Source organism: Bacillus sp. 3255 (assembly GCF_031456485.1).
Lineage (GTDB): Bacteria > Bacillota > Bacilli > Paenibacillales > NBRC-103111 > Paenibacillus_E.
On the sequence record NZ_JAVDUS010000024.1, the window covers coordinates 73,625 to 94,907 of the forward strand.

Consider the following 21,283-nt stretch of genomic DNA (forward strand, 5'->3'; position numbering starts at 1 on the left):
TCGGTGCTTTTGTGTGATTTCTTATTCTGTAATTATATCATAAACTAGGTCGAAAATTTCCGGCTGGTGCTCGATATGCGTATGCTCCGCCACATCCTTACCGTCCTTTTCAGCAACGAATACGAACGCTCTCTTCGGTTTAATGACTTTAAGCGTCACTTCATACTCATTATCGAAGATCGGATCAAGCTCGACATATCTGAATTTGTAGCCAGCCGCCTCTTTGCTCAATACCGCAACAGCATCACCTTCTACTACCTGGGTATATCCCGGGAGCCCCAATTGGCTGCTGAGCGATACAACAGAGTCACCATAACGGTAATAACCAAGGGCAACTTCTCCGATACCTGCACCGCCCCAGCTATCAAGCTCTTCACTGACATCATAGTCACCATCTCCAAGCGTATCGTTCGGGGAATTCCAGTCGTACTTGATATCATTCGCTTTGAGATCCGCTTTGACCTGCATTACCAGATCGGTCAGTGGCATCTTGACATGCTTTTCAGTATTGTAGATCTGATCCAGCTTCATTTCGACAATGTGCGGCTTTTCCGGACCGTGAATCCGGAAGCCAGCAATGTAATAATAATCGGTGGATTCAGGCTTTTCCAAATTGAAAGGCTGATGAACCTTCTCCTCTTTCTCGCTTGACGGGCAGTATTTGTTGTTACTGAATAGCAAATAGCTGTCGTCAGCATCCAAATCCGTCAATACATTGCACGGAACTATTGGGTTACCGCCATCTCCCGAGTTGGACATGTAATCTGATCCAAAGTGAGGGGTATCAATCGTCGTCAGTTTTCCGATCTGAAATAACTTGGAGGTTTCCGACGATTTGTTCAAGTTCTCAATAACATATCTCGAAATTAAACCGCCCGCACTGTGCCCTACCAGGTTAAAATGTACGATCTGCTCGCCGGATTCGTCACGTTTGGTCGTGTCCGCAAAGTCTTCCGCTTTCTTCAGCTCGGCAGCCAAATTCTTCAAGTAGCCGTACAGATCAAACGCAGCCCGGTCAACATGGCCATTGGCCTCCCAGTTGAAGACGAACAGGTTCGAGTTCGGAAGCATTCCCTTGTCGACAAGGTATTGACCCATCTCACCTTGCTTCACATTACGGATGAACTGCGTGTTCAGGTCGGAATATTTATAGGACTCGCCTTTAGTCAGACTACTGTATCCTTTCAGAATCCCTTCTTCCTTCGGATCGTATACTGAATAGTCATGCTTGCCAGTACCTGTATAATTGTAGATCTCCTTGAACACTTCCTCCGATGCTTTAGTTACCCCCGGATAATGATTATCGATAAGGGTATCCAGACCGAAGGCACTACCTGTGTCCGAGTTAATCCCGTGGATCAGAATGGTGGCCGGCTTGTACGCAATTTTCGGAAGATCATCCACATTGTCATTATCACCGTCACCATCCGTGTCTTTCTGGCCAGGGTCACTGCGGGTAGCCCACAGCTTCACCACATCAGGGAACACCTCACCTGGGAATCTCGAGGACAGCTTAGCTTTAACCTCTGGGTCGAGCACCAGCTCCTCTTCCTTCAACAGCTCACGGCTGTCCACTACGCCGTCTTGGTCCGAGTCGGTTTCCGTGTCAGTCAGATCCGGTGCCTTGAGCAGCTTCGTTACCTTACCGTTGTTCAAACGAATCCACACGCCGTCATTGGTCCTCGTCGTAATCTTCTCTTTCAACAGATTAAGGTTTTCCGAGAAACTGTCATAAATGTTTGCCCATAAGCCATTGGTTTCGGTAAACAGCTTTTCATAAGAAATTTTATAAGTTCGATTCCCAATTACCGAAACATTGATGCCGTCTTTCTTCAACAAAGCGATCTCCTCATCCATGTTTTGCACGGATTCGAATCTAGTATTCATGTGGTAATCGGCATCGGTCAGAAGAACGACGAATTTACTTACACTGTTGCGGTATCCCATGATCCTTGATTCTTCCAGCGCATCCACAGCAGATTCCGGGCCATCTCCCCCGCCAACAACACGAATCTCATTCACTTTGTTCTTGAATTCTTCCGGATTCGTAAACCAACCGATCTTCTTGGTCGATTCCGGTCCGTCAGCATCAATATCCTTGTAGTCGACAAGTCCAAGACGGGCATCGACTTTATCCTCTTCGAGCGTATTTACAAAATTCACGATGTTCGTTTTGACATTGTTAATCGACGATCCCATTGAGCCAGTCGAATCAAGAACAAATACGATGTCTGCCTGCCCTTTCTCTACGGTGCTGGATTCGGTCATCAACTCCCAGTTCATCGCAAGCGTCGCCAGATTGATGACGCCGTACATACTGAAGTGGCTGACCTCCGTCGTGAGCTTTTTCGTAACAGGATCAATCGTGGTCGGAAGAGGAACGACCGTTCCGTCTTCTTTAAACCAAGCGATGTTCAAATCCTCCAGAGCGTTATTCGTCAGCACTTCACCCTTAACTTCGAATGAAATCTGGGCGGACTCGAACGGCTGGTTCATATGTACGTCCATGACATTCCCGATCACCGCATTATTACCACTGAGAAGCGGATTGCTCGAAGCATCCGATATCGAGATCACCCGATTAATATCACCTGCACCCTTGATGACAAGGGAAGGCACGATGCCGCTATCAGAAGATACGACATTCGAGAACTTGCTTGCGTTGATGGTCTGGTCTATCGTTTCCTTAGAATCGATGAGGCCATCGCCGTCGGTATCCACCTTCAACGGATCAAACCCAAGCAACACTTCACTGCTATCCACCAGACCATCTTCATCCGTGTCGGCTTTGAGCGGGTTCGTATGATGTACCTTCACCTCATCGCCGTCCGAAACACCATCACCGTCGGTATCACTGTTTCGAAGGTCTGTCCCTTGGGTCTGCTCCTCGAGGTTCGTCAACTGATCAAGATCCGCATCCTCATGACCGTCGTCCGTGCCGTTCATATCAGTATCTTTCGCTAGCGGGTTCAAGAGGGCGTCTACCTCAACTGCATCCCTTAGCCCATCTCCGTCCGTATCCTGCAGCAGCGGGTTCGTGCGGTACAATAGAACTTCCGCACCATCGATTAAACCATCACCATCCGTGTCCGGATTAAGCGGGTCGGTTTCAATTGTCCTTTCTTCCACATCAGGGAGCCCGTCGGAATCTTTGTCCGACACAGTGCGTACAATCGTAATATTCGCTGTACCTTTAAGGCCATGTCCGTCCGAAGCAAACACAATGACTTTATTTTCTCCTGCCAGCATCGGAAGACCTGTAATATGCCAGTAGAAGCTTCCCGACTCTTCAAGTAGTTCCGTCGTTATTCCCTCCCAGGTGACTCCTCCCTGGTAGACGCTATACGTTACACTCGTTACAGAAGTTCTTACCGTACCCGAGAGGGTAACCGTCTTAGCTTCCGTCGTGTAATTCACTTCCGTTGTCGGCTGCTGAATGACAACAAACGGACGTTCTGGTTGGTATTGAATAATGATTTGATCGCTTGCCTTATTGCCTTCAGCATCCACTGCTGACACTGAAATTCGGTTCTCACCCTCGATCAATATCAAATTCGGAATTTCCCAATTTGGCGTCCCGTTGACCGCGGACGAAGGGCCGTCGTTCGTCGAATAGGTTACGCTGACCACCGATACGTTATCCGATGCCGTACCCGCAAGAGTGACCGTCTGCTCATTCGTGACATAGGTCGCTTCCTCCGAAGGAGAGGTAATACGAATCACGGGTGCAATCGTATCCTTCGTCTGGCTGCTCCCAGAGGAGCTGCCAGAGCTTTGGACCGGCGGCGTAATCGTCGAAAATGTCGTACGAATTCTGCCCAGCGAGCCGTCTTTGTCTCCTACCTTCTGACCGCTTGCGATTTCGGTAAGTCCGTTATTCTCTTTTCCCGGAACGAGCGAAGAGATGGAATACGTGCGGTTAGGCAGCAGCAGCAGGCTGAATCTCCCCGATTCATCCGTCTGCGTTTGGAAGGTCGGATTGGTCGTGAAATAAATCGGACGTCCGCCAAAAGCTTTATCCTGGCTGTCAACAATAGTGCCGTCCACTTTCACCCCTTTAACAAGGGAAATCGGTTGCTGAACGGACTGGTTCTTGAATTCCAATCCGCTGAAGAAACCGATGGATTGATCGTTCTGCGCTGTCAGATCATATGCGCCTTCCTCCGATAAAGGAAACCGATAAAAGCCCTGCGCGTCACTTAAAGTATCAGCTATTGCTTCCTTCCCCTTGTCCTTCATGAGCCGCACCATGGCATTCGGAACGGGCTGGCCGTCTAGAACCACCTGTCCGCTGATCCCGTTCACTTCTGCAGAAGCAATGCCGGACAAGCGGTCGATCGTGACTACCGCTTCCGCCCGCGTAATCGGATTTTCTGACCGGAAGGTTCCATCCGAGTACCCTTCCATGACCGCATGGCCGCTCACCTCTATGACTGCACCGCGGGACCAGCCTGCAATGTCGCCCTCATCGGTGAAGGCGTAAGTTTTGCTCTTAGTAGGGGCCGCCCCCCGCATCTCCAGCAGGTGATTTATGATCACCGCAACTTCCTGTCTCGTGACCAGGCGATTAGGTCCGAACGTTCCGTCAGGATACCCCAAGATGTAGCCTGCCCCCTTGGCCGCTGCTACTTCGCCATAAAACCATTGGTCCTGGTTGACATCTGCAAAGCCAGGGTTGCGCTCTAGCTCATCAATTTTCAGGCTGCGGTTCAAAAATGTAACGAACTCAGCTCTTGTTACCGGCTGGTCCGGCTTAAAGGAACCATCATCATAACCTTGAATGCTGCCATTTTTAGTCCATTGGCTAATTTTCTCCTCTGCCCAGTGCCCAATCACATCCTGCGGATTTTCCGCGAGGACGCTGACTGGCGATAGAAGCTGAAGGCTAACTACCATAGATAATGCGATTTTGAACCATCGTTTTCCCATCTTCGAGTTGCTCCTCCACCATAATCACATAAATTGATCCATTTCCATCGCTTTTTGTCAGTCATCTCCACAAGCCCTGCTTTCTCTTATAAGAGATGTACGGTTCTACCCCTCTTCCTTGTTAATCTCAGTACTAGCTCAACTCCCCCAAATGGATAATTTCCACAGAACAGGACTTAAGTAGCTACTAAATGGTAAAAATTACCCACAAATATTGTACGATATATACTACATAAAATCTATCTAAATATAGAGAAGAAGTCGTCGATAGAATTGTATTGAATTTATCTTAGAACATTCGCATAATCATTTGTATTTTCTAGTTCTTTGATCTGAAACCTTTTCTAATATACGATTTCTGTAGTACTCCCTGGGCTCTCTTCTCTATGACGCGCAGATAGAAAAATAGAAAACCTTCGCTGTTTGCGAAGGCTTCCTATCACATACGCCAGTGGACTGTGTCCAGGTACATAAAAATAAAGATGAATAATATAAGGTTGTTCAGAAACCAATTAGATTAAAATTTCCGTAAATTGTACTTTTTTATTTAGTTTCCGGGCCCTTCCATTATCCCATGCAACTTTTAAATTACTTTGAATCTTATTTAAATGCGTGTCTACCAATCTCTTGAAATAGCAATCGGGAGCTTTAATATCTCTGCCGCTTTATCATTAAAGTATAAAAAACCACTTCTAACTCCGTACTCTTTATCTCTTGGCGAACGATTGTGTACCGGTCGTTTCCATTAAAAATCCTCCTCCTTTATCTACAATAAAAATGTTAAATAAGGTCACCTCTATAACCCTATGAACGGAAAAACGGACTGCTTCCTTGCTTGAACGAATCGACATAGCCCGTACATATACGTGCATACCTGGTTGGCCGTGATGACCGAATAGATAATTGGTATACGTCCTATCTTTTACATCATCAAGCGATCTTGCCTTTTTCAGCGATACCATAATAAACAGCCTATAAATGTACGTATAATCTATCTATTTCATACTCGTCCACGATAATCGGTGATTAACAGGTTTGAAAATTGAGGCGTCTATCTCAAACATGCTCACAGTGCTATCGAATCGATAGATCAAATAGCTAACACAACTATATTGGAAAATTGGATCTAGATAATTTTATTTAATTACCTGATATGCTTGATTCTTTCTCCTATAACGTTCAAGTTCTTAGCCTCTTTTCAAGGATAATAAACATAGAAAGAAGCCCAAAAATATGGGACTTCTTTCTATGTTTTTGAGCAGTCAATTTGTTAAAGCATAAGTTTGCCGAGAGTCCTTCAAAGCAAAAGATTGCCGTGGCGGCAATCTTTTAGCTTTAACTCTCACAAACAGTAAACTTCTTGTGGATTTGTCTTATGGAGGTGAGGGGAGTAAACCCTGTCCACCATATCATAATAAAAAAAAGACCTACTCGGTATCTATCAAATATAAATTGGGGACGTAGCACTTAACGTCCCCAATTCGTCCCCAACCCTAATAATCTCTTACTTAATCCCTTTATAAATCAATAGACATACAGATTCAATATGTGTCGTATGCGGAAACATATCCACCGGCGTCACCTCCGCGACGCCGTACCCCCCATCCACCAGCACGCGCAAATCGCGCGCCAATGTCGATGCGCTGCACGACACATAGACGACGCGCCGCGGCTGCAGCTCCAGGATCGTCGCGAGCAGCGCGGCATCGCAGCCCTTGCGGGGCGGGTCCACCACGATCACGTCCGGGCGAATGCCCTGACGTGCCCACTCGGGGAGGACTACTTCCGCAGGGCCTGCTTCGAAATGCACGTTCGTCATGCCGTTTAACTCGGCATTCTTCCGTGCATCCGCGATCGCCTCCTCGACGATCTCCACACCATAGACCTGTCCCGCGCGCTGCGCCAGGAACAGGGAGATCGTCCCGATGCCGCAATAGGCATCGACAACCACTTCATCGCCGGTCAACCCGGCGTACTCCAACGCTTTCCCGTACAAGACTTCCGTCTGGACGGGATTCACTTGAAAGAAGGATCGCGCGGAAATTGCAAATTTCACATCGCCGATATAGTCATAGATGACTTCGCTGCCCCACAGGACGCGAGTCTCATCACCGAAGATAACATTGGTCTGTCTCACATTAATGTTATGGCAAATGCTTTTCACCGCAGGCAGCGCAGCCCTAATGCCATCAACCCATTCATCAACGCGCGGAATCACGCTGCCATTGGTCACCAAGACGACCATGATCTCACCCGTGCGGAAGCCGACTTTAACGACCACATGGCGCAGCAATCCCGAGTGCGACTCCTCCCTATACGCTGTGATACCCAGTCGCGAGCCAATCTCCTTCACCCGGGCAACGACCTCGTCGTTCGCCTCATGCTGAATCAGGCACTCCTCCATATCGATGATGCGATGGCTTCCCTGAGCATAAAATCCGCCAATGAGGCCTCCGCGCTCTTCCCCAAAAGGAACCTGTGCCTTGTTCCGGTACCGCCATGGCTCGGACATCCCAAGCGTAGGATGGACAATAATCCCTTGCCCTTCATCGCCCTCGCCCTCACTGGCGCGTGCACCCGCCACCTCCAGCTTCCCAATCCGCTGCAAATTATCGACAACCTGCTGCCGCTTCACACGAAGCTGCGCCTCATAGCTGAGATGCTGAAGCTGACAGCCGCCGCACTCCTCATAGATGCCGCAATCCGGCATCACACGCTCGGCACTCTCTTCGACCAGACGCAGCAGCCGCGCATACCCATATTGCTTCTTCAAGTGGTCCACCCGCACAAGCGCGCGCTCACCCGGCAGAGCACCAGCAACAAAAAGGGTAAAGCCGTTCACACGGCCTACCCCTTCCCCGTCGTGGCTGATTCCGATGATCTCAGCTTCGTATTCCCGTCCGATCTGTACCGGCAGATCCGCCATCCAGGCCGGCGCCGCCTTAGGCGCAGCATTCCTTCCGCCTTGGAACCTCCCTGCCTTGTTCCCCGCACCATTCCCCGCTCCTTGACCTTCCGCATTCCCTCTCCCTGAGGACTTCCCTGACCTTCTATCTTGACCTGGCGCAGAGCCAGCTTTACCTTTTGTTCTCATAGTACCCTCACTTGTTCAAATCACGCTTTTTATCAGTATTACCGCCTTAATCCTATTCCAAAAGGGGCGGCCCCCCCTATTCCCGTGGCACCTGCGGCTCCACCTCAGGCTCCTCATCCATCCGCTCCTTCAAATGAAACGGCGTCGTCAAAGTCTCAATCAGCTTCTTCTTATAAATCGATTGGCCCGACTCATCGACGATGATCTGCAGATGGCTCTTCAGGTTCGTCATCACGCATGGCAGCGTACCGCCGAACTCCCCATCCAGATTAAGCTGGACGTAGTCCGGAGAATTGATCTCAATATAATTCGTCTGAAAATAAATCAGATTCGGATCATTCAAATGCTCCCCGCGCAGCGCGAGGGTTACCACCCTAATAAACTCTGCAAGGTTACACTTGCGCAAGATCAAAACGTCAAACAACCCATCATTCATCCGCGCTTCCGGAACAAGCTTCTCGAAGCCGCCGACGGAGTTGGTGTTGCCGACCAGGAACATCATGACCTCGTCATGGAATTCCAGCTCGCCCGCTTTGACGTACAGCTCGATAGGCTTCAGCCTAGGCAGCTTCTCGAGTCCCTTCATATAATAGGCCAATTGGCCGATCATCGTTTTGAGCTTGCTCGGGACTTCGTACGTCAGCTCGGTAAGCGAGCCGCCGCCGGCGATGTTGATGAAGTAGCGGTTGTTGATTTTGCCGACGTCGATGTCGGTGGTGAACTGCTGGATGATCAGGTCGCACGCCTGCTCCAGGTTCTTCGGAATGCCGAGCGCGCGGGCGAAATCGTTGGTCGTCCCCAGCGGCAAAATGCCCAGCGGCGGCCGCCCCTCCCGCTCCGCCATGCCATTGACGACTTCGCACAGGGTGCCGTCTCCGCCTGCGGCGATAATGAGATCGAAGCCCCGGCTCACCGCCTCGGCTGCGGCCAGTGTCGCATCGCCTTCGCCGATGGTCGCATGCGCCGATGTTTCGAAGCCGCCGCGTTCCAAGCGCTGAAGCACCTCCGGCAGACGCTTCTTCATTTCTTCCCGCCCGGAGGTCGGATTATAGATCAGTCTTGCTCTTTTGATCATTATGTCTCATCACCTGTTTGGCCGTCTGGCATCGCGGAAGCGATCTGCTTCCCGATCCATTTGGAAATTAGCGGACTTGGCAGCAGCGCCCGTCCATGGTATCGGTACGAGAATCCCTCCAAACGGGAAGGGACCACGTGATTGGTAAAATAGCCTTCACTTAAAAACAGCGGCGCTACGATCACGGCATGCTCCGGCTTCTTCTCCGCCCACGCCGTCATCTTGCTGGACACCTGATCCGGCAAAAGCATCGCAACATCCGCCTCGGCATAACCGCCAAGCGCTTTCAACCGTCCGGTGAGCTGTTCCAGTCCGTGCAGCCATTTCTCATGGAACCCTGGCTCCACACTGCCGTGGCCGATCAGCATCACAATTTCGTCGCCGGGCGATACGGATAAATCCTTGATTTTACTATATATAATCTCCGCAATCACGGGATCGTCATCAATCGGCGATGTGAAATGAATACGCGCCTTAATATCGAAAGGCTCCATATCCGTTTCCAATTGCGGCTCGGGGATGACGCCCAGGGCATATGAGATTTCATCGATATGTGTACTCCCGGAGGACACGAAGAGCGGAACGACAATGATGTCGGTCACGTCTTGCGCTTCCAGATTGTATATGCCGTCTTGAATCAAACGGCCATCCACCAGCTCCAGGTAAGAGGCATAGATCGGCACGCCTTCCGGCATCGCCACGGCGCTCACGGCCTCGTCGACCAGCTGCACCCAGCCTGCATCCCGGGATCCGTGGCTGATGACCAGGACTCCGTATTTGTTCATGCCATTATTCCCCACCCGTTCTCACCATACTTACAACCCTATGCTAACGAATGTGTTCCCACATGTCAATTGAGCCATTGATAAACAGGAAAAATCCCGCATTACACTTGGTAACGCAGGATCTTGAACGACTATTTTATACGCTTAAAAATTAACGGCCTAAACGATCTAACGTCAGCACATACCCGTCATTGCCATAGTTCAAGCAGCGCTTAACGCGGGAGATGGTTGCGGTAGACGCACCGGTTTCCGCTTCGATCTGGTTGTAGGTGCACCCCTTGCGCAGCATGCGGGCAACCTCCAGGCGCTGGGACAGCGACTGAATTTCGTTCACGGTGCACAGGTCGTCGAAGAAGACGTAGCACTCCTCTATATCTTTAAGGGTCAGAATGGCTTCGAAAAGCTGGTCTATCGCTTTATCGTTTAATTTCTTTAATTGCATAGGGTATCAACTCCTGGTAGAAATGCATGTTAGCTCCTAATTTAGTAAGCTCAAGAGTATCATTCGACATGTCCGGAATAAATCCTGCCTTTAGGATTGCGAAACGTTAAAATTTCTATGCGTTAAAGAGCTGCATTGTGACAAATATCTAGGACCCGTGACATTCGTCCATACCAACGATAGGCAAGTGACATATCCTGTAGGAGACAAATCTGATAAAAAGGATCGTGAATTCCAGTGACTAACTCTAGAATCATCATTGGCAATGGCGGCAGTCATCCTGAGGCTCAAACCAGAAGTATCGCACTACCACCGCAAGTTGGTGACAATCGCGCATTTGGTTCCTATCCTGGCCTGGGCGGCGGCGCTCCGTTCTCGGATTTCGCGCAAGGCGGGGGTCTCCCTACGCCTTTCGAAGGAGGCGGCGGCGGTTTCTTCGGCGGCCCTCCGGCCGGCGGGGGTGGCGGTTTCTTCGGCGGTGGCGGTAACCCAGGCGGCGGACTCTTCGGCGGCGGCGGTGCCGGTGCTGGAGGCGGCGGCAATTTCCTCAGCAACCTCCTCGGAGGCGGCGGAGCGGCAGCCGGCGGCAGCTCGAACCCGCTCAGCGGTATTAACCTGAAGCAGATCTCCGGCTTCGTGGAGCGGATGGGCGGCATTGACGGCATCCTCGGCACGATGGGCAAGGTGCAGAAGTTCATGTCTACCTTCCAGCAAATGGCCCCCATGGTGAAAACGATATTCGGCTCCATCGGCAAAGGCAAGGTCGCTTCCGACGATTCCATTGAAGTGTTCCGGCCGAAGCGTAAACGCCGGAAGAAATCCGGTACGGCGCGCAGACGCAAAGGCGGTTATAAATCCGGAACTGCCAAGCGCAGACGCAGATAAAAGGAATGACGAAAGGGCTCCCCGTCTATTCAGACGCAGGAGCCCTTCATTATGTTACTTCAAAGCCCGCAAAATCATAGCGGACGCTTCCGCACGAGTCGTCAATCCTTGCGGTCTGAACGTGCCGTCCTCGTAACCGTTCAGGTAGCCTTTCGCCGTCAAAGCGGCAACCGCGCCTTGCGCCCACTCCGAAATCTGCGCCTGATCGGCAAACGAAGTGCCGGCTGTTCCTTTGGCCAGATGTGCGGCACGAACGATGATCTCCGCCATTTGCTCGCGGGTAATCTGGTCATCCGGTCCGAACGTCGTATCGGTATAGCCGGTCACGATGCCCTGCGCTGCAGCCGTAGCGATGACATCCTTCGCCCAGTGGCTGGACGTGTCGGAGAACGACTGGCCGCCCTGCACGCCGAGCCCGAGCACTTTCACGACGATCGAGACGAACTCCGCACGAGTGATGCGGTTGTCCGGCTTGAAGGTGCCGTCCTCATAGCCATTGATAGCGCCCTTACCGATCAATTCCCGAATGCTGCTTTCCGCCCAATGCCCTGTGATATCGGCAAGGTTCGCTGTAACAGGAGGCTTCACATCTTCTTTCGGATTCGCGATGACGGCGAATTTCGTGAAATGTGTAACCGAGCCTGTGACAGTGCCCTTCACTGGATCCACCTTGATGTCATCCAGCAGTACCCACGCTTTGGTTGTCTCATTGAACCAGTACAGGCCGAGCTGCAGCTTGTTCAAGTCCACTTTGTCTTTATCGAATGGCAAGGTGATTTGAATCGCTTTGGTGAATGCGCCGTCTCGATCCTTGGTAAACTCATATACATCGCCAAGGAGCTGTGCCGATGCGTCTACCGGAAGCGAAGCGCTACCCGATAATTTAACGACCTTAATTTTCACATCGCTTGGAAGAGCCCCGCTCGGAATGACGATGGTCGCTCCCTCCAGGGCAGCGGTACCGCCACCGGCAGGAATCGTTGTCTCCGACGGACTTGCCGGTACGCCTCCGCCTACAGAGCCTCCTGCGCCTGAATCCTCCGAATCATCGGAATCATCAGAACCGCCTGCTATCCCCGTCGTAAACTTCCAAATATCCGACTGTCTCGTACCGCCATACGCATCCTCCGCAACAGCGTACCATTGGTAAGTCGCATTCGCAGCAAGGTTTGGCCACGTTACCGCAGCATTCTCCCCGCTCTTCACGCTTGCCACGCTGCCAATCGTTTTGTTCGTGTACACGTTCACCCCGATATAATCGGTAGCTACACGTTTCATCACGGCATCCAGGTTCAGGTCCAAAGTGAACTCATCTTTGATAGGCTCATCATCATAGAAGGTGTAATCGTCCAAATGCGGCGAATAAGTCTTCATGTTGATTTTGCCATTCTTCATATCGAACTGCATCAAACGGATATACCCAAGTCCGCCTTCCGGCGCGCCCTGGTAGTCCGCCAGCATTTGATACACATTGCGGTCCGCCACGCCGTCACCGTTGTCGTCGATCGGATCGACTTTCAGCTCCGCATCGTGATAGTGGCCGGATAGTGCGGCAATGACGTTCTTATTCGGCTTAATGACGCGCTCGAACACTTTCTCCGCCATCGGAGCGCGGTTGTTGGAGACGAGCATGAACTCGTGGAAGTTCAGAATCGCTTTGCGGTTCGGATACTTTTTCAGCACACTGTCGATCCAGTCGATCTCTTTATCCCCGTAACCCCAACCCATGTAAATGACGATGAAGTCATTACCGTTCGAGGAAACCAAATCATAGTGACCGCGGTTGTTATCGTAGGATTCGCCGTATGTCGGCTGATTTTTGAAGCGATCCTCGCCAAACCATTTGTTGTAGTAGCTGTAATCATTGTTTTGATGGCCAACGTCATGGTTACCTGCGAGCACCCCGTAAGGGATTCCAGCCGCTTCCAGCACTTTCATATCCTTGTCGGCTTCGATCCACTGATACTCTTGGTCAGCATTATCGACAATGTCGCCGGTATGAATGACATATTTAATTTTGTTATCTTCTTTGTGATCGGCGACCCATTTCACTATTTTCTGATAGATGTAAGGATAGCTCTTGGCGTAGTACTGGGTATCAGACATCCACACGAAGGAGAAGTCATAGTCGCTGCTAGGAGCTTGCTCCTGCGTGACCGCAATTTCGTCCTGCACCATCACTTGAATCTTGCCGTTGTTGGCATAATCGCCTGCCGGTACGCTCGCTTTCAGTTCGAAATCTTCGATGCCTGCGATAACGGTCTTGAGAACGCTCCACTCCAGCTTGCTCGGGCTCCAAGCGTACAAGGACACTTTGCGTCCTTCGAGGGACTTCCCTTTCCAGTCAATTTCCACTTGGTCCGTGCTTTGAACCGCAGGGTCTAACGCAATCTCGAAGCGCTGGTAAGGGAACTGCTCGACTGCATCATCAACGAGGTAGCTGCCGTCGACGCTGCTGATTTGGCCATAATCTTCTGGCGTCAGAGCGGTTTCACCCGCAGGCTTTTCCTGCTTCGGAGGTTCCGTGTCCGCCGCGCCGCGATAGCCGCTGAACGTCCCTTGTGTGCTTGCATCGTATTTGAAGCCTTGATTGAATGTCACTTTCATATCGTCGTTCATCGGATCGCTTACTTTCACGCTTAGAGCAGCGTTCGTATCCACACCGTTCGCGCCTTGACCCGGAGCGACCAGCACCGGCAGATCCGGCGTCTCGTTCGGTACTTCGAAATGAACGGTGACTTCCTCCACATTGCCTACTTTGTCCGTTGCTTTCACGTTGAAAACGTGCGCTCCAGCCGGCAGTTGTGCGGAAGAAGTCGCCATCGGCAGCGTAATCGGCTGCTCATCCAGCTTGGCTTCCACGATGTCTACGCCCGCCAATGCATCGGATACGTTCGCATCGAGCGTGAAGCTGCCGCGGTACATGGTGCCTTCTTCGATGGATGGCTGCACAACCGGAGCTGTGTTATCCACCTGTACGTTGGAAGTAACTGCGCCGCCTACGGTATCGCTGATCGTAATTTGATGGTTACCGTCACTTACCGACGTTGTGTTCCAATCGTAAGCCTTGGATGCCAGCTGAGCGGACGGAACGACGAAGTTGAAATCGATCACCGGCGACAGACCGGAGGAATCCCCGATTTTGATCACTTTGTTCGGATCGCTATATTTGGCGTCGTATACGACTGTACCGTCGGCGAACACGAGGCGCACGTTCTTCACTTCGAAATTATCTTTATTCTCTTCGGTCCGGTCGTCGAACGGCGAAGATTTGGAACCCGCCCGAATCTGGAATTCGTTGCCGCCTTCCTTCAGACGGTCCGCTTTGATCGGTACGGACAGCGTTTTGTAGCTGTTAATCGGGTCTTGGAAAATCGAGAGAATCTCCTGCCCCTGCGTAATGCCGTTTTTGAAATAGTAGTTCACGCCCATCACTTCAAAAGCGAAGAACGCGTCATGCTCCACCGCATGATAAGTCGACTGCGTCAGCTCGCTGCCGTCGATGGACAGCTTCAGGCTATCCGGACTGACGCCCTCGCCTGTGCCTTTCAACACCTTCGTTTGGGCGACAACGTCACCGTCTTTCACATTCAGGCGCAGGCTGGAGTGATCCGAACCGCCCTGGATTTGAACCCGCTTCGTCTGGGAGGTCGTCTCATTCGTGCCGTCGGAAGCTGTGAAATAATAGTCCAGATAAGCGCTCCCGATAAGTTCAGGGGAATAAACCGTATAATGGTACAGCGTATCTGCGAAGCTCTCTTTCAGGTATCTCTTGTTATATTGGGATTGCTTCTCCGTTTTATAGTAGAGCGCTACGGTTTTGAGCGATGTTTCGTCGTGAGCTTCCCCGATGATTTCGAGATCGCTCGCTTGATCGATTACGCTCTCTTTGGTCAAGTCCGTCAGCGTAGGCTTCACGGTATCCGGAGTCACCTTGACGGTCTGAGGCGGAACTTGATCCTGCGTCACGGAGCCCGGTGTTGCTGCTGCGGTACCTGAGCTGGCTTTGATCATCGTGGTGCCGGTCGCCGGGAATTTGTACACAATCCCTTTGTTGGCTTTGGAATCGCCGTTCACATAGTAAGAGGCGGACAACTCAATGCCTGTATTCGTAGCGATAAGGAGACCGCGGTTGGAGCCGTTCGCCATCCCGTCGCTGTGAATGCGCACGATGTCGGTGCCTTCTACGAGATTCGTTCCGTAGTTGGCGTTGAAATCGGCTACCGTCGAGTTCCCGTTCTGATTGTTGATGATCCAAAAGACGAGCGTCCCCTTCGATGGAATGAGCATGTCCTCTTTGTCCGCAGGCCATGGAACGTCTGCATCCGGCCCGGAGTCCGTATAGCGGTAGACGACTTTGTAGTCTTTGAAATTAATCGTTTGATCCGTGTTGTTGTACACTTCAACGAACTCGTAGCCGTCCGCCGAGCCCACGTTCGTGGAATCCGGCACAATCTCCGTCACCATAAGCGGCGGAACTTTGGAATAGTCGGACTGGTCCATCGCGACCGCAACGCCGTATACGCTCGATCTGACCGTGCTGAAGCCGTCATCCGCTTGAATGTAATATTTCATCTGGCTTTCCGTCAGTTTCGCTCTCGGAATGACCGCTTGGTACTGGTTGCTTCCTGTAACGGTCATTGGAACGGAGTCATAGCCGGTCTGCGAAGCCATTTGATAATAAACTGCAGCTGCTACGGTTTCGCCCTGCTCGGCATTGGCCACCTGCGCTTGAAGCACCAGATCGTTCTTCTGATCCGCTTGCGTAACCGGTGTATGCGCGATGGCCGGAGCTTGCGAGAACACCCGTGGAACGGACGGAACCTGCGTAGGATCAATAACCCCCGGGGTCGCCTTCGCCGGGTTGGTATCTTCTCCGGAGCCGTACATCACCATATTTTTCGAACCGTTGGTCGGATAGCGGTAGAATATCCCTTTGTCCGGCAGCGTTTGATTATCGTTCTGGTAGCTGGCAATGGAAATGTCGCTGCCCGTCTTTTCCTGAATAACCAAGTCCCTTGGAGAGCTGTTGTGCATCCCGCCGCCGCCTTCCACGCGGTACAGGTTGACGTTCATCTGCAGGTTCGTTTGGAAATTGGTATTAAAATCGGCAGCCGTCAAGCCTTTGTTCTTCGCATTCATGACCCACAGCACGATGGATGATTGCGCGGGAATCGGCATACTGCCGCCTGGATTCGTGTTTTGATACGGCGCCCAGACGGTATCCGCACCGGAGAACCGATAGACTAGATTGTACTGGTTAAAATCCAGCGTTTGATTCGAATTATTATAAACTTCAATAAATTCGTAGGCATCGGCACTGTCGAAATTCGCCGTATCCGGCACGAGCTCCGTAATGAGCAGCTTAGGCACTTGGGCATTATCTACGGCTTGTACGACGACCCCATCAGCGGAAGCCATCGGCGCTAACATGCTGAACATCATCCCGGCCACCGTCACGCCGGATACCCATCGTTTGAAACTCTTCATAACCAACTTGATAACGTCCCCTCATCATAAAAGTTTGTATTAACTAATCATGCGTTCAATCAACCAATAAAGTCCGAATACACCGATTAGACCGGAAGCATATTGGTTCCATTTGATCTGCCATGGCAGGCGCCGAATCCACAGAAGGACTGGAATCACAATCGCCACGACGACCAGCTGACCGATCTCTACGCCTAGGTTGAAGGAGAATAATGGCAATGCCATCTCACCTGAGAGCGTTCCCCGCAGCACTTCGGCGAAGCCGAAGCCATGCACGAGGCCGAACAGCAGGGTTACAACTTCCCGTGCGCTCTCCCGCTTCTTCCAGATGTTCTCTACAGCAATGTAGACAATGCTCAGCGCAATTAACGGCTCGACGATTCGCGGCGACAAATAAGCAATCTCCAGCGATGATAGAACGAGCGTGATGCAGTGGCCGATGGTGAAGGCTGTGATCAGCCGGACGATTTTCCATGGCCGCTGTTCAGCGGCTAGCAGCAGTCCGAACAGGAACAGCAGGTGATCGAGTCCCGACCAGATGTGCTCCATCCCCATGACGACGTAGGTCTTAAGTGTGGCCAGCCATGAAGCGCCGGCGGTCCCTTGCGCCGTTGACACAGCTGCGATTCCTGCCGTCTTGAAGCCGGAAGGCTCGGCTGGTTTCCCGGCCGGCTTCGAGGCTGCCCCCGGTCCCGGGCCCTGCACCTGTACGATGTAATTCTGGCTGCCAAGCACCTGCTGGATCGTCTGGCCGCCGACCTGAATCGTCGCATAATTGCTGTGATTCGGGTCAATGCCGCTGTACCAGAAGAAGTTGTACTGCATCAGGTACTGTTTCACAGGAGCTGCGAACTTGTAGCGAATATCGATGCCGACCATCTCCATCGTGGCGCGTTTCTCGTGCTTTACGCCGATAATCTCGCCGTTGCCGATTTTGCCGTCCCCCGTCACAACCAAACCGTCGCTGACCAGAGCGGCGATGGCTTTCATAGAGGAAGCCAATTGTTTATCGCTGAGCTTGTCGCCCCCGTCCGGCTTGTCCGGGAATATATGAACGAAGTCGCTCTCCAAGATCGACAAGTGGTACTCAATCGTATCCGAGCCTACCTGAATATCGGAATACCCGGTCGAGGAGAAATGCGCCGATGCCGCACCCGCTAGACTGATGCATGCGATCACGGCCATCACCAACGCAGCGAAGCTTCTTCTCACGATTAACAACGTACTCTTCTGCATGTGTTTCACTTCGTCCTAATCCCCTCTTGATTCAGCTGCGTGCTGCCCATTGGCCATCCTGTTACTTCTCTCCTTCCCATGAGCTGCGTTCGACACATGCCCATCATATGCGGTGCCGGCCGCCTTGCCTATACACACGATTTTGGATCCTTCTCGATTGTTTCGATTGGTTTTTAAAGCTTTTATGAACCCCTCAATCGGGAAAATAGCAAAGCTTCCAAAAAAAAGCCCATACCTTTAACATAGAGAATGGACTACAATAAAACGTATATAGATCGCCGGAAACACAAAGCGGAACTATCAGAGGGAGCCTGCGACTAATGAACTTTTTTGCCATGAAAGGGCCGTTATTTCGAAGAAATGTACTGGCCAGCTTCATCCTGTTGATTCTTATCTTCGCTTCCTTCAGCCTGTTGATCTTCTGGATGCTGAAGAGCCACCTCCGCAGCGAGATGATCGAACAGAATCGTCTCACTCTGCAGAAGGTGGCTGAACGTTATCAATTTCAACTGGATAAAGTCAGAGAAGCGCTCTTCAAACAATTTACCGACAAAGATGTCATCACGCTGAACAATCAAGTCAACGTGCAGAAGGATCCGAATTCCCTGCCCACCCGTCCTGTCGTACTGGACATCCAGAGCCTTGTCGGGGATTCGGACCTGTATGTGGATAATATGATCCTGCTGTTTCGTTCCACGAATCTGGCCGTCAATAAGTTCGGGCTTGGCACGAATGAAGAGCTGCTCGCCGGCCAATATGCGAGTTCAACATACCCGCTCTCCTACTGGCAGCAGCAATTTCAACGTGCGGACAATTACGTGCTTCACCCGGCGGCAGCCTTCGGGACGCCATCCCAAAACTCCCCTGCAGCCCGAACGTTGATTCCCTACTCGATCAAACCGCCGCTGGCAGACGATTGGCTGATCGCGATGATCGACGCCGACCGTCTGCGGGACGCGATTCTCAAGGATACGCCGAATCTGGACTTATCGATCCTTGGGCCGGGACAAGCGCTCATTTATCAGAGCAATCCCCGCGCATCAGCGATTCCCGCCCCTTTCTTGGCTCCGCCGGCGGATAGGGATGAAGAACGCGAATACGTCATGGAGAATGGCGTGTATTATGTCGATTATCGCAATGAGGGCGGCATGCATTACATCATGCGGGTAACGAGCCCTGATTTCGCCGCCAAGGTCCTTCGCTTGGACAATCTCATGATCATCCTGCTCGGCATCTCGATCGTCATCGCTTTGGCGGTTTCGATTGTTCTCAGCAAGCGAATCCACAGACCCGTGCGCCGGCTGCTTGAAGAACAGGTGGAGATCCAGCAGGAGCTGAAGGAGCAGCAGTCCGAGCTGACGACGTACCATTTCATGAATAAGCTCAAAAATATTAACCATGAGGCGAGCGAATGGCCGCATATCGAAGGCACGGAGGAAGCTTACACCATCGTTCTCTACGAGCTTCGCTTCCGCCCGGCCGCTTTCGTCGACGTGCCTATGAGCAAGGAACTCATCTCGCAGTCGATCGGGACGCAGATCAAGCAGCTAACGGACGAGCGCTTCCCTGACTCCCATTCGTTCCAGATGGAGCATCATCAATTCCTGTCCGTCTTCCCCGGCCATAATCGCGACCGCATTCTCGCCCTGCTGGACGAACTGAAGCCGCTGCTGGACCGCGACCGGCGCTACGCGTTGGTCACGGCCGCCGTCAGCTCGAACTTCGAGCATTCCATCCAGTTCGGCTACGCATACCGGCAGGTCCGGGAGATGGCGATGCAGGCCAGGCTGTTGGATGAAACGCAAACGATCGCCGAGATTCGCTCCGATCGCGCGTCGTACATCCTGACGCTAACCCAGGAGCAGGAGCTGACCGCAGCGCTGAAAGCCGGGAAAGAGCAAGAAACGCTGCTCTTAGTGGATTCTTGGCTGCGCGAGCTGTATGACGAGGAGGCTTCTGTCGATACGTTCAAGCATTTGGCGCTAGCCGTCACCGACAAGGCCAGAATGGTGCTCGAACATTACCAAGTTCACAGCGACTCCGCCTGGCAGCTGAAGCCCCTCCAGCTTCAACTTGAGGCATGCTGTACCTTGGAGGAGTACCGCCTGACGTTCCATGCCTACTTCCATGCCGTCTCGCAGATTATCCGGGAGAAGAAAGAGGCCAGTGACCCGATCATCGACCGTGTGCTCAGCATCATCCAGGAGCAATATGCCGAGGACCTGTCCCTCGATGTACTGGCGGACCGGTTGAATTTGAGCGCCTCCTACCTCTCTACGTACATTAAGGAGAAAACAGGCGCCAATTTCATGGAACATCTGCACGACCGGCGCGTGAGCAATGCCCAAGAGCTGCTGCGCGCCACCGACCTCAACATACAAGAGATCGGCCTGCAGGTCGGCTACCGCAACATCTCCTCCTTCAACCGGATGTTCAAGAACCGGACCGGCACGTCGCCGGGGGAATATCGGAGAGCCAGGTTAACGAACAAGTCGTCTTGATGGCCCTATGGCCCTCACTATCAGCTGAGTCATTTTAACGGACACAGCGAGGCTGTCAACGTGAACGGACACATGCAGAGTATGCATGTGATTTTTCGAATACATGTACACCATTAGGGCTCAAATTAAGGACTCACGGGACCTTATTCGGATACCCGACAAGCCAATAACACCTCGGAGATCGTCTGGCATCAGCAAGCCACATACAAGAAAGCTCGGCTCCTCCTAGAGAGCCAAGCCTCTACCGAGAGTCTCGCCCATTGCGGGAATTTCTCCTGTTACATGCAGCCTGGCTGATCCTCGAATGCTGAATAACAGGAATTCCTCCCGTTATTCAGCCCGTATTTGCAGCCTTTACGCGAAATGGGGATGAATTAACGGGAGAAATTCCCTTTATTCGTACAACTGGGCTAATTTTCTCGCGAATAACGGGAGAAATTCCAGTTACGCCCTGCGGGCAGAATAAGCAAGCTCGGCTCCTTCAACGAAAGAGCCCGCCCCGCCGCAGTTTAAGAAAAAACGTCAGGGAATTTTTCTATGCAGCAAAAAAACATTCCACAGCCCTTCGTCGATCGTAAATACCACATGTCGATGATTCACCTGGAATACATCCTCTGTAAGTAATCGGCTCCATTCTTCCGTTTCGGGGATCTCCGCAGCCACGAAATGTCTGTACTTCTTTCACTATATGCTTTTCTACAAAGGCATCCCAGTATCGATGCTCATCGAAAAATATTGGCTTCAGTAAGTTCGAGTCGGGGTAAGTTTCGCTCCCCCCAAACCCAAAACCAACCATATAAATTCTTATATCTCAAAAAAACGAAAGCCGGCACACTGCCGGCTTTC

The 21,283-nt window shown here is 51.7% G+C and carries 9 protein-coding genes and 1 pseudogene; 2 read left to right on the forward strand and 8 right to left on the reverse strand.

Features of this window, described 5'->3' with window-relative positions; all coding sequences use genetic code 11:
- Positions 1 to 21: 21 nt before the first annotated feature.
- From J2X61_RS30145 to J2X61_RS30165, 5 genes are all read right to left on the reverse strand, one after another.
- The gene (locus tag J2X61_RS30145) at positions 22 to 4,929 is read right to left on the reverse strand and encodes an S-layer homology domain-containing protein (protein ID WP_310193427.1); all 4,908 of its coding nucleotides are present in this window, start codon (positions 4,927 to 4,929) and stop codon (positions 22 to 24) included.
- Between the two features lie 1,504 nt (positions 4,930 to 6,433).
- Positions 6,434 to 8,023 carry a 23S rRNA (uracil(1939)-C(5))-methyltransferase RlmD gene (gene rlmD / locus J2X61_RS30150; RefSeq protein WP_396135525.1) on the reverse strand — a complete coding sequence of 530 codons (1,590 nt, stop codon included), beginning with the start codon at positions 8,021 to 8,023 and terminating at the stop codon, positions 6,434 to 6,436.
- 76 nt (positions 8,024 to 8,099) lie between these two features.
- Positions 8,100 to 9,095, reverse strand: coding sequence for a diacylglycerol kinase (locus J2X61_RS30155; protein WP_274472683.1), 996 nt, complete (start codon positions 9,093 to 9,095; stop codon positions 8,100 to 8,102).
- A gap of 2 nt (positions 9,096 to 9,097) precedes the next feature.
- Entirely contained in the window at positions 9,098 to 9,883 is a 786-nt protein-coding gene (locus J2X61_RS30160; protein ID WP_310193430.1) for a sirohydrochlorin chelatase, read from the reverse strand.
- A 151-nt stretch (positions 9,884 to 10,034) separates the two neighbouring features.
- Entirely contained in the window at positions 10,035 to 10,325 is a 291-nt protein-coding gene (locus tag J2X61_RS30165; protein ID WP_079414635.1) for a YerC/YecD family TrpR-related protein, read from the reverse strand.
- A gap of 237 nt (positions 10,326 to 10,562) precedes the next feature.
- Between J2X61_RS30165 and J2X61_RS30170 the strand changes: the two genes are divergently transcribed.
- Entirely contained in the window at positions 10,563 to 11,210 is a 648-nt protein-coding gene (locus J2X61_RS30170; protein ID WP_310193434.1) for an aminotransferase, read from the forward strand.
- Positions 11,211 to 11,264: 54 nt separating this feature from the next.
- On the opposite strand, the gene J2X61_RS30175 is transcribed toward J2X61_RS30170, so the two are convergent.
- Entirely contained in the window at positions 11,265 to 16,700 is a 5,436-nt protein-coding gene (locus J2X61_RS30175; RefSeq protein WP_310193538.1) for an S-layer homology domain-containing protein, read from the reverse strand.
- Between the two features lie 39 nt (positions 16,701 to 16,739).
- Positions 16,740 to 17,936, reverse strand: coding sequence for a HupE/UreJ family protein (locus J2X61_RS30180; RefSeq protein ID WP_310193540.1), 1,197 nt, complete (start codon positions 17,934 to 17,936; stop codon positions 16,740 to 16,742).
- Between the two features lie 320 nt (positions 17,937 to 18,256).
- On the opposite strand from J2X61_RS30180, the gene J2X61_RS30185 reads away from it, so the two are divergent.
- Positions 18,257 to 20,437, forward strand: coding sequence for a helix-turn-helix domain-containing protein (locus J2X61_RS30185; protein ID WP_310193437.1), 2,181 nt, complete (start codon positions 18,257 to 18,259; stop codon positions 20,435 to 20,437).
- A gap of 528 nt (positions 20,438 to 20,965) precedes the next feature.
- Here J2X61_RS30185 and J2X61_RS36595 read toward each other — a convergent pair.
- Positions 20,966 to 21,233: pseudogene (locus J2X61_RS36595) on the reverse strand (hypothetical protein); the annotation flags it as partial.
- Positions 21,234 to 21,283 lie beyond the last annotated feature (50 nt).

Excerpts from the sequence above, each read along its gene's own strand:
- J2X61_RS30160 (WP_310193430.1), bottom strand. The coding sequence starts at position 9,883 with ATGAACAAATACGGAGTCCTGGTCATCAGCCACGGATCCCGGGATGCA.
- J2X61_RS30185 (WP_310193437.1), top strand. The coding sequence starts at position 18,257 with ATGAACTTTTTTGCCATGAAAGGGCCGTTATTTCGAAGAAATGTACTG.
- J2X61_RS30145 (WP_310193427.1), bottom strand. The coding sequence starts at position 4,929 with ATGGGAAAACGATGGTTCAAAATCGCATTATCTATGGTAGTTAGCCTT.
- J2X61_RS30175 (WP_310193538.1), bottom strand. The coding sequence starts at position 16,700 with ATGAAGAGTTTCAAACGATGGGTATCCGGCGTGACGGTGGCCGGGATG.
- rlmD (WP_396135525.1), bottom strand. The coding sequence starts at position 8,023 with ATGAGAACAAAAGGTAAAGCTGGCTCTGCGCCAGGTCAAGATAGAAGG.
- J2X61_RS30180 (WP_310193540.1), bottom strand. The coding sequence starts at position 17,936 with ATGCAGAAGAGTACGTTGTTAATCGTGAGAAGAAGCTTCGCTGCGTTG.
- J2X61_RS30165 (WP_079414635.1), bottom strand. The coding sequence starts at position 10,325 with ATGCAATTAAAGAAATTAAACGATAAAGCGATAGACCAGCTTTTCGAA.